Annotated in this window: 9 protein-coding genes; 4 read left to right on the top strand and 5 right to left on the bottom strand. The window is 61.3% G+C overall.

Annotated features, from left to right (window positions below):
• Nucleotides 1-21: 21 nt before the first annotated feature.
• Nucleotides 22-837, bottom strand: coding sequence for a UDP-2,3-diacylglucosamine diphosphatase (locus K9857_RS28055; RefSeq protein ID WP_224541452.1), 816 nt, complete (start codon nucleotides 835-837; stop codon nucleotides 22-24).
• A gap of 146 nt (nucleotides 838-983) precedes the next feature.
• On the opposite strand from K9857_RS28055, the gene K9857_RS28050 reads away from it, so the two are divergent.
• Both K9857_RS28050 and K9857_RS28045 read left to right on the top strand, forming a co-directional pair.
• Nucleotides 984-1748: a helix-turn-helix transcriptional regulator gene (locus K9857_RS28050; RefSeq protein ID WP_224541451.1), complete on the top strand. Its 765-nt coding sequence runs from the start codon at nucleotides 984-986 to the stop codon at nucleotides 1746-1748.
• Between the two features lie 66 nt (nucleotides 1749-1814).
• Nucleotides 1815-2708, top strand: coding sequence for a DMT family transporter (locus tag K9857_RS28045; protein WP_224541448.1), 894 nt, complete (start codon nucleotides 1815-1817; stop codon nucleotides 2706-2708).
• Here K9857_RS28045 and K9857_RS28040 read toward each other — a convergent pair.
• From K9857_RS28040 to recQ, 4 genes are all read right to left on the bottom strand, one after another.
• Entirely contained in the window at nucleotides 2705-3004 is a 300-nt protein-coding gene (locus K9857_RS28040) for a SelT/SelW/SelH family protein (RefSeq protein WP_224541446.1), read from the bottom strand. The two genes, K9857_RS28045 and K9857_RS28040, sit on opposite strands and share 4 nt — an antisense overlap.
• Nucleotides 3005-3170: 166 nt before the next feature.
• Nucleotides 3171-4877 (bottom strand): FimV/HubP family polar landmark protein, encoded by a 1707-nt coding sequence (locus K9857_RS28035; protein WP_224541443.1) that lies wholly within the window; start codon nucleotides 4875-4877, stop codon nucleotides 3171-3173.
• Between the two features lie 127 nt (nucleotides 4878-5004).
• The gene (locus K9857_RS28030) at nucleotides 5005-5439 is read right to left on the bottom strand and encodes a MarR family transcriptional regulator (RefSeq protein ID WP_224541440.1); all 435 of its coding nucleotides are present in this window, start codon (nucleotides 5437-5439) and stop codon (nucleotides 5005-5007) included.
• 131 nt (nucleotides 5440-5570) lie between these two features.
• Nucleotides 5571-7697, bottom strand: a complete 2127-nt coding sequence (gene recQ, locus K9857_RS28025; protein WP_224541438.1) for a DNA helicase RecQ — start codon at nucleotides 7695-7697, stop codon at nucleotides 5571-5573.
• A gap of 400 nt (nucleotides 7698-8097) precedes the next feature.
• Between recQ and K9857_RS28020 the strand changes: the two genes are divergently transcribed.
• Entirely contained in the window at nucleotides 8098-8685 is a 588-nt protein-coding gene (locus K9857_RS28020; RefSeq protein ID WP_224541436.1) for a YecA family protein, read from the top strand.
• Nucleotides 8686-8695: 10 nt separating this feature from the next.
• Nucleotides 8696-9091: a YbaN family protein gene (locus K9857_RS28015; protein ID WP_175378406.1), complete on the top strand. Its 396-nt coding sequence runs from the start codon at nucleotides 8696-8698 to the stop codon at nucleotides 9089-9091.
• Nucleotides 9092-9690: the final 599 nt, after the last annotated feature.

Raw genomic sequence — 9690 nt, 5'->3', positions numbered from 1 at the left:
CCGCGAAGACGTCGGATCTGTCTATGCCGGTTCCGCAACCTTCACCGCTTTCAACTGCGCCTCCCGCGCCTGCGCATCGGCCAACCGGTACAACTCGATCGTGCCATCCCAATGCTCGATCAGCGCCGTGCACGACTCCACCCAATCGCCGCAGTTCAGGTAATCCACCCCGCCGACCTTGCGAATCTCGGCATGGTGGATGTGCCCGCAAACCACGCCGTGCAGTTCGCGCTTGACGCATTCATGGGCGATGGCTTCTTCGAAGTCGCTGATGAAGCTGACCGCGGTTTTCACCTTGTGCTTGAGGTAGGCCGACAGCGACCAGTAGCCGTAGCCATAGCGGGCGCGCCAGTGGTTGAGCCAGCGGTTGAGGGTCAGGGTGAATTCGTAGGCCGAGTCGCCGAGAAACGCCAGCCACCGGTGATAGCGGGTAATAACGTCGAACTGGTCGCCGTGGATCACCAGCAGATGCCGGCCATCGGCGGTCACATGCACCGCCTCGTCCACCAGCTGGATGTTGCCCAGGATCAGCTTGGAATAACGGCGCAGGAATTCGTCGTGGTTGCCGGTGACGTAGATCACTTCGGTACCGCGCTTGCTCATGGTCAGCAGACGGCGGATCACGTTGGTGTGCGCCTGGGGCCAGTACATGCCGCCGCGCAGTTTCCAGCCGTCGATGATGTCGCCGACCAGGTAGATTTTGTCCGCGTGATACCCCTTGAGGAACTGCGACAAGTGCTCGGCCTGGCAATCGCGCGTGCCCAGGTGCACGTCGGAAATCCACAGGGTCCGCACACGCTGCTTACGGGTGGGTTTGGCGAGCTCGGCGCTGGTCATGGGCAACCCTCAGACATGTTTTGCAAAGCTTGCGCCCATCGGATTAATCGCCCATGACAAGCGCAAGTCAGTCCTGTGACAACGCGCGCCCCGCCACGTCGGTGTAGACTGCGGGCTTGCTCATCAAAACTGCCAAGAGAGCCGCGATGAGGCCGATCCTCACACTGCGCCAGTACACCGAAGACCTGATCGTCCACAGCCACGAGCACGCGCAAATGGTGTTCGGGCTGTCGGGTGCGCTGGATTTCGAGGTGGACGGGCGTGGCAGTCAGGTGGTCCAGCAGAGTTTCGTGGTGATTCCTTCTGGTTTCCATCACGCCTGCGGCAGTGCCAATGGCAGCCGCTGTCTGGTGCTGGACGTGCCCGACGATCAATGGCTTGGCCAATCTTTGGGCGATCACGCCGAGGCCAGTCGGCGCTTGCTCGACACCGCAGGCCGCTTGTCGCTGGACGCCGGGCAGAGCCAGTTGGTCAACTGGCTGGCCAACAGCGACGTCGCTGATCCGCTGATTGCGCAACAAGGTGCCGTACTGCTGCTGGCCAGTCTCAACAACGCCCGACCCGACAGCGTTGGCGGTCGGCGCCTGCCCTATGCCGCGCTGAATGCGCACATCGACCAGTACGCCGCCTACCCGCTGCAGGTCGCCGACCTGGCCCAGGTGGCCGGCCTTTCCAGCGCCCGCCTGCATGCGCGCTTCGTTGCCGAATGCGGCCAGACACCGATGGATTACATCCGCAGCCGACGTCTGCACAAGGCCGTGCAATTGCTGCGCGATTCACCTCTGCCTATTGGCGAAATCGCCTTGCGCGTCGGTTACAGCTCCCAAAGCGCGTTTTCTGCGGCAGTGTTGCGCGAGTTCGGTGCCTCGCCTGGGGCGTTGCGGCGCGAGGCTGGCGACAAAAGTCGATAGTCCGGCGACAGACACGACCGTTCGTAGTGCGGTCCAATACATTTTTGTTTGTCGTTAAGGATTGCCATGACTCCCCGTACCGCCCTGGGCGCCCTGCATATCGGCGCATTGATGTTCGGCCTGACCGGCGTGTTCGGCAAACTCGCGGCCGCGTCCCCGACCATCATCGTCTTCGGCCGGGCGGCGTTCGCGGTGCTGGCGCTGGCGTTCTTTGCTCGATTCGCCAGCAATACCCGCTGGCAAAAACTCGAAGCAGTGGACTGGCGCCGGCTGCTGCTAAGCGGTTTGCTGCTGGCTGGTCACTGGGTGAGTTTCTTCGTTGCGGTGAAGGTTGCAGGGGTTGCCATCGCCACCCTGGGCTTTGCCAGCTTCCCGGCGTTCACCGTGATTCTCGAAGGGCTGATTTTCCGTGAGCGGATCCGCGCCAATGAAATTGTCCTGGTGACGTTGGTGAGTATCGGGCTGGTGCTGGTGACGCCAGACTTCGATCTTGCCAGCGGCGCCACGACCGGCCTGCTCTGGGCGATTGCATCCGGTCTGCTGTTTTCCCTGCTGTCGCTGGCCAATCGCGCCAGCTCGGCGCGCATCGCCCCGGTGCAGGCGGCGCTGTGTCAGAACGTGGTGGTCGCCCTGTGCCTGCTGCCGATGGCTGCGCCGCAGTTGAGCGAAGTGCGCGCCCTGGACTGGTTGTGGATCGCCCTGCTCGGGGTGTTCTGCACAGGCGTGGCCCACAGCTTGTTTGTCGCCAGCCTCGCAGTGATCAAGGCGCGGACCGCCGCCGTGGTCTTCGCACTGGAGCCGGTGTATGGCATCACCATTGCCTGGTTGCTGTTCAATGAACAACCGACCCTGCGCATGCTGCTGGGCGGCGCGTTGATCATCGTTGCGATCGTGGTGTCCAGCAGATTTGCCGGCGGCTCAAGCAAGAAAGCTGTCGCCGTCGAAGCCGCTTCTCACTAAGCCCCGTCATTGTTAGTTCGGTCGTTATGACCGAGATCGCGATCCGGATCGATCCGGTCGCGAACCCGCTGCTTGAGTACCTTGGCTTCCGGGAAACCACCGTCGGCCTTGCGTTCCCAGATCTGTACGTCGTCACAGAAAATATGGAAGACCCCGCCGGTGCCTGGCACCAGGGATACCTTGCCGAGATCGTCGCCAAAGGTGCTGAGCAGTTCCTGTGCGAGCCAGGCGGCGCGCAGCAGCCATTGGCACTGGGTGCAATAGGTGATGGTGATTTCAGGTTTTTGAGCGGTCATGAAGGTCTGTCTCTTGGCCGAAGGGCGCGGCCATCATAACCCTGTGCTGAACCCTGTAGGAGCGAGCACGCTCGCGATGAACGACTGGACACCGCGGGGCATCAGGTTTCCCGCGTTATCGTTGACGACCATCGCGAGCATGCTCGCTCCTACAGGGGGCGTGGTGTTAGCGGATACCAGCCAGCAAGCTGCGAGCCGTCTGCTTCATGGGTTCATCAGCCTCTTTGAGCAACTCGTTGAGCAGTTGGATGGCGCTGTCCAGGTCGCCGTCGTCGATGCAGGTCTGAGCCTGTTCCAGTTTGCCGGCACTCTCGGGATCGGTCGGTTCCAGGCTCAGCGGTTCGAGTTCCAGCGACGGACTGTCCCTGAATTCGTCGAGAAAGCTGTCGTCCAGAGATCGCGAGGCGGGCTCGATTTCCCATTCGATTTCCGGCTCGGGCAGCGGCGGCTCGTTCGAATGCAGGTCAGACACCGGGGCGTCCTCCAACGGCCCCAGGTCCCACTGGGTATCCATCGACAGCTCATCCAGATTCAACTGGTACTCGTCCGCGGGTGCAGGTTCGGGATCGGGTTCTGGTTCCGAAATCGGAGCGAGGGGCGCAACCACCGGTAAAGCAACGGCAGCCGGCACGACTGACTCGATTTTCGGGTGACGGGAGCGGATGTCATGAAGCGATTGCTCGTCAAACCCCGCATTGCGCAGGCTGGCTTCCTGCGCGTCATAGGCCGCCACATCGCCCTGCCTGCCAAGTACCTCCAGCAATTGCAGCGCAAGATCGGTGCGTTGCGGGTCCTTGTCGATCGCCTCGCGCAACAGGCTGATGGCTTCGGCATAGCGACCGTATGTCATGTAGACCGCCACCGCTTCCAGTACTTCGCTGGCGGATGTCTCTTCGGGATGTACGTGGGTCGTTTGCAGCGCCGGATCCTGGCTGAGCGTTTCTGCCGCGGGGCTGACCAATGGTTCATGTCGCGGTGGCTGTGTGGCAGCCACATCGAGCATTACCGGGGCCCGTTGACGCCGACGATTCCATAGAACCAGCAATCCCAGTGCAATCAGCAGCAACAAGCCGCCCACCAACAACCAATTGATACCCGGCTCCTCGACCACCACCGGCGCCGAGATCACCGCAACGGGCGCCACGGGCTGAGGTGGTGCCTGCTTGATCTCCGCCAGCCGGGTTTGCAGTTCGGCCGTCTGTTTCCTTTCAGCGGCGATCTGCTCGTCCTGAGCCTGAATTTTCTGGTTGAGTTGATCGATGGTGGCCTGCAACTGCTGATTCTGCAGCACGCTGTCCGCCAATTGCTCGGCAAGCGGATCAGGCACGGGTGCCGCGGCAGGTGGTGGCAAGGATTGCGCTGACGCAGGCTTCGGCGCGGCAGCAGGCTGGACTTTTGGAAAGGCAGAGTCGGTACGACTTGGCACCAGCTCTTCGGTGGCTGGCACGATCCCCGGGGAACCCGGTGGATCGATCAATACCGTGTATTCGCGCAGCAACCGGCCGTTGGGTTGATTGACCTGCACGAGGAAATTCAGAAAGGGTTCATTGACCGGTTTGCTCGAGGTGACCTGAATCCAGTTGCGGTTGCCCCGCAGCACAGGCGTGAACTTCAGATCATTGAGGAAAAAAACCCGCTCGACACCCGCGCGGCTGAATTCGTCCGCCGTCGCCAGCATGACCGACAACTCGCCCTCCTCCAGCCCGCCGACATCCACCAGGGCTATGTCGGCACGCAATGGCTGGTTCAGCGCCGAATGCAGGGTGATTTCACCCAGACCCAGCGCCGGCGCCAACGCCGACCAACAGACAGCGGTACCGGCCAGCATCCACCTGGCACAACACCGTACAACAACCCGCCGACTTTCGAGCATGAGCATCCCTTAGATAACAAGAACCAGCTTGCGCGTGTTCGCATATCCAGTACGAACACGATATTGCCTGGTAGTTCTTATAGTCCGCTCAACGCACTAACTCAAAAAATCGAAGTTGGGCACTGCATCAAGATTTTTCCAGGTTGGCCAGAATGTGTGCGTGGACGCGCATGCAGATTTTCAGATCTGCCTCATCGACGCCCTCGAACAATTCGTGGCGTAATTGATTGGCAATGGTTTCGATCTGATCGATCAGGGGACGGGCCGGGGTGCAGAGGACGATCTTCTTCGCACGGCGGTCTTCAAGAACCGCCTGGCGTTGCACCAGCCCCTGGCTTTCCAGGCTGTCGAGCAACCGGGCCAGGGTCGGTCCTTCGACGCCGACGCTTTGCGCCAGTTCACGTTGGGTGGGAGCTTCATCGAAACGCGCCAGGTGCAGCAGCACCAGCCAGCGAGCCTGGGACAAACCAAGGCCCGCGAGACGACGATCCAGTTCGGCACGCCAGCCCCGCGACATCTGGGCCAATTGCATGCCAAAGCGGTGTTGATCGGTTAACGGCATAAAACACTCATGATTAGACTGAAATAAAGAATTACTAATTATTAGTCAGCTAAGCATGAGCCAGAAGCAGTGGCAAGGCCTGTTCTGTACTGAATCGTTACATCAGCGATTCCGCGTTCAAAAACAGTAGCTTAAATCTCGAATTCCGACTGAAGGGCGGCTCGGACGCAGTACAACACCCCTTCCGGCACTCGACCTGCGAAGAGTTCCGAAATCTCCGAAACCGATGGCAATTCGCCTTCGCCGTCCAGAAACGCATCCTGAACTTCACCCAGCAAGTCTTCCGGCAGATCCAGCGCCTGCTCCAGCGACAATTGCTGCTGGCCGATGGCCTCGGCCAGCATGGTGTAGACGTTCTTTTCCGAGCACTGCAGTTGGCCGGCGATCTGCAGCGGCGTCATGCCAGCCCGGGCCAGGGTGATGAGTTCGTGACGCAGGTCGGCCACTGCCTTCGGTGCCTCGACCTGACCGCCGAGCACTTCGAGGAACGCCTCGCCATAGCGCTCCAGTTTGCGGGCGCCGACGCCGCTGACCCGGGCCATTTCCGCCAGCGAGGTCGGCTGGCTGCGCAGCATTTCCAGCAAGGTCGAATCGGGGAAGATGACGTACGGCGGCACGCCATGTTCTTCGGCGAGTTTGCGACGCAGGGCACGCAAGGCTTCCCACTGTTCGCGCTCTTCGCCGCGCACCAGTTGGCTGGCCTGGCTCTTGCTGGTTTTGGCGGTGGTCTGTGCCTTGAGATCGCGGCGCAGTTCCAGGCTCACTTCGCCCTTGAGCAGCGGTCGGCAAGTGTCGCTCAGCCGCAGACCGCCGTAGCCTTCGTGATCAACGTCCGCCAGACCGCGAGCCACCAACTGGCGGAACAGCGAACGCCATTCGCTCTCGCCCAGGGCCTTGCCGACACCGTAGACCGAAAGGTGCTGATGGCCGAAGCTGCGCACCTTCTCGTTGTCCTTGCCGAGCAATACATCCACCAGATGGCCGACGCCGTAGCGCTGACCGGTGCGGAAGATCGCCGACAACGCCTGCCGCGCCGGCTCGGTGGCATCCCAGGTCTGCACGCCATCGACGCAGTTGTCGCAGTGGCCGCAAGGCTCGGGCATTTCCTCGTCGAAGTAGGCCAGCAGCGCCTGACGACGGCAGCGGGTCTCTTCACACAGCGAGAGCATGGCATCGAGCTTGTGCTGCTCCAGACGTTTGTGGCGCTCGTCACCTTCGGAGTTCTGCAGCATCTGCTTGAGCATCACCACGTCTTGCAAGCCGTAGGCCATCCAGGCATCCGCCGGCAGACCGTCACGACCGCCGCGACCGGTTTCCTGGTAATAGGCCTCAAGGGATTTTGGCAGGTCGAGGTGCGCGACGAAGCGCACGTTGGGTTTGTCGATGCCCATGCCGAACGCCACGGTCGCCACCATGATCAGGCCTTCCTCGTTAAGGAAGCGCTTCTGGTGGTAGGCGCGCATGTCGTTGGGCAGGCCGGCGTGGTAAGGCAGTGCCGGGAAGCCCTGTTCGGTGAGAAATGCCGCGACTTCCTCGACTTTCTTGCGCGACAGGCAATAGACGATGCCGGCATCGCCGCGGCGCTCGGCGAGGAACGCCAGCAACTGCTTGCGCGGCTGCTCCTTGGGCACGATGCGGTAAAAAATGTTCGGCCGGTCGAAGCTCGACAGGAAACGCTCGGCGTTCTGCAGGTGCAGGCGGGTGACGATTTCTTCGCGGGTTCGCTTGTCGGCGGTGGCGGTCAGGGCGATGCGCGGCACATCGGGGAACATTTCCGCCAGTTGACCCAGTTGCAGGTATTCCGGGCGGAAGTCGTGGCCCCATTGCGATACGCAGTGAGCCTCGTCGATGGCGAACAGGGCGATGTTCAGGCCCTGCAGGAAGGACATCATCCGCGGCTGGACCAGGCGTTCCGGGGCGAGGTAGAGCATTTTCACTTCGCCGCGGCGGATGCGGGCCGCGAGGTCGCGCTGCTGTTCGGCGCTCAGGGTGGAGTTCAAGGCAGCGGCGGCCACGCCCAGTTCTTCGAGGGTGGCGACCTGATCGTCCATCAAGGCAATCAGCGGCGAAACCACCACCGCCAGGCCTTCGCGCAACAGCGCCGGGACCTGGAAGCACAGGGATTTGCCGCCACCGGTAGGCATCAGCACCAGGGCATCGCCGCCACTGGCCACGCGCTCAATGATTGCACCCTGACGGCCACGGAAACTGTCGTAGCCGAAGATGTCCTTGAGGACGCGTTGAGCCTGTTCGAGCATAAAAACTCCAAAAATCACCGAAACATCCCTGCAAGGCTGGTTCAGAACCGTCAACGCTGCACCGTCGAATCGTAAGTGCGCATTACATGTGGCTTCACATTCCAGCCGTGAAGCCGGCAGGGCATCACAAAACGCGCGAGTATACCCGAGCGCTCCTGTGCAAAGGGTGCCGCTGAGAAGACATGCGCAAGACAATTGGATGCAAAACCTGCGGGAGTGAGCCTGCTCGCGATGGCGCACTACCAGCCGCCGTCGCCGTTGACTGTAACTGCGTCATCGCGAGCAGGCGCGCTCCCACAGGGATTACGCTCTCGGGGCAGCAAATATGCCGCGCGGCTGGCCCCGGCGCTCAAGAAGGCCTAGAATTCCCGCATCGCACATTCCCCAAGGTAGCCCTTTAATGTCCTTCGCTGAGCAACTTACCCGCCTGCAAGTCTTCCTCGACGCCGATGAACTGCATGACGAGGCTCTGGACTACGTGGCCGCCCACGGCTACCTCACCGCCCTGTCGATCTGTTCCGAAACCGTTCCGGACCGTGAGTGGATCGACGCGCTCTTTGCCGAAGAACCGCATTACGCCGACGACACCGAGCGTGAAGCGATCGAATCCACCCTGCTGGCCCTCAAGGCTCACATCGCGCGCCAGCTGGCTTCCGATGAAGAGTTCGAACTGCCTTGCGACCTGGACCTGGGCGAAGACCCCGACGATTCCGACCTGCGCGGCTGGTGCATCGGTTTCATGGAAGGCGTGTTCCTGCGCGAAGAAGCCTGGTTCGAAACCGCCGAAGACGAAGTCAGCGAAATGCTGCTGCCGATCATGGTCGGTTCGGGTCTGTTCGACGAGCAGCCGGAGTTCTCCGACATTGCCGCCGACGCCAACCTGATGGACGACATGATCGTGCAAATCCCGGAAGCCCTGACTGCTCTGTACCTGCTGTGCAACGCACCGGACGAAAAACCGGCGATCCTCAAGCCTCGTCACCACTAAGGTCCCGCCTATGGACAACCCCATAGGCAACCGCCCCCTGATGTTGCGCTACGTGCTGCTGGCCATCGGCTGGCTGAGCGTAGTGCTGGGGGTGATCGGGATTTTCCTGCCGGTACTGCCCACCACCCCTTTCCTGTTGCTGGCCGCTGCCTGCTTTGCCCGCAGTTCGCCGCGCTTCTACCACTGGCTGGTGCATCACCCTCGTCTCGGGCCGTGGATCCGCGATTATCTGGATGGCAATGGGATTCCGCTCAAGGGCAAGGTGTATGCCATTGGGTTGATGTGGGTGAGTATTCTGTTTTCCTGCTATCTGGTGCCGATGCCTTGGGCGCGGGGGTTCATGTTGACCAGTGCGGTGTTGGTGACGGTTTATATTCTTCGGCAGAAGACTTTGCGTAAGTCCTGAGGTTTTTTGGGGGTGGGATTGGGGGTAGATCCGTTTCTTCGGTAACGGCTACTTATGGTTCCGCTCTTACAGCGGGTTACTTGGAAAAGCGCCAAGTAACCAAGCGCTTTTATCCCCTGACGTACGGTGCCTCGCTGTGGCTCGGCATTCCCTCGCTCCGGTCCTGCTCCGTGGGCCCGCCGCCATCGGCCATCCATGGCCGGGGGCGGCTAACCCGGCATCCATGCCGGGTTGCCCACTACGCAGAACCTCCACTCGGCCTTCCGACGGGGCACCTCAAAATCAAAAGCGAGGCGGCCTACCGGCCGGCCTGATCGGGATTGGTCCGTGTAGGAGCCGAGCTTGCTCGCGATGAAGGTTGGGGCGCCGCGGGGCATCAGGTAGCCAGCGTTATCGTTGACCACCATCGCGAGCAAGCTAGCTCCTACAGTGGTTTGGTGTGGATCACAGATCTGGTGTTCACCACAAAACCTGTGGGAGCTGGCTTGCCAGCGATGGCGGCCTGACAGCCGACCTGATTTCCCGGATGTACCCAAATCCACTGTGGGAGCGGGCTTGCTCGCGAATGCGGTGTGTCATTCAACAGTGATGTCGACTGA

It is taken from the genome of Pseudomonas sp. REP124 (assembly GCF_020164475.1).
GTDB lineage: Bacteria > Pseudomonadota > Gammaproteobacteria > Pseudomonadales > Pseudomonadaceae > Aquipseudomonas.
Note: the sequence above shows the minus strand (reverse complement) of the source record. Positions and strands in the feature narration are given on the sequence as shown.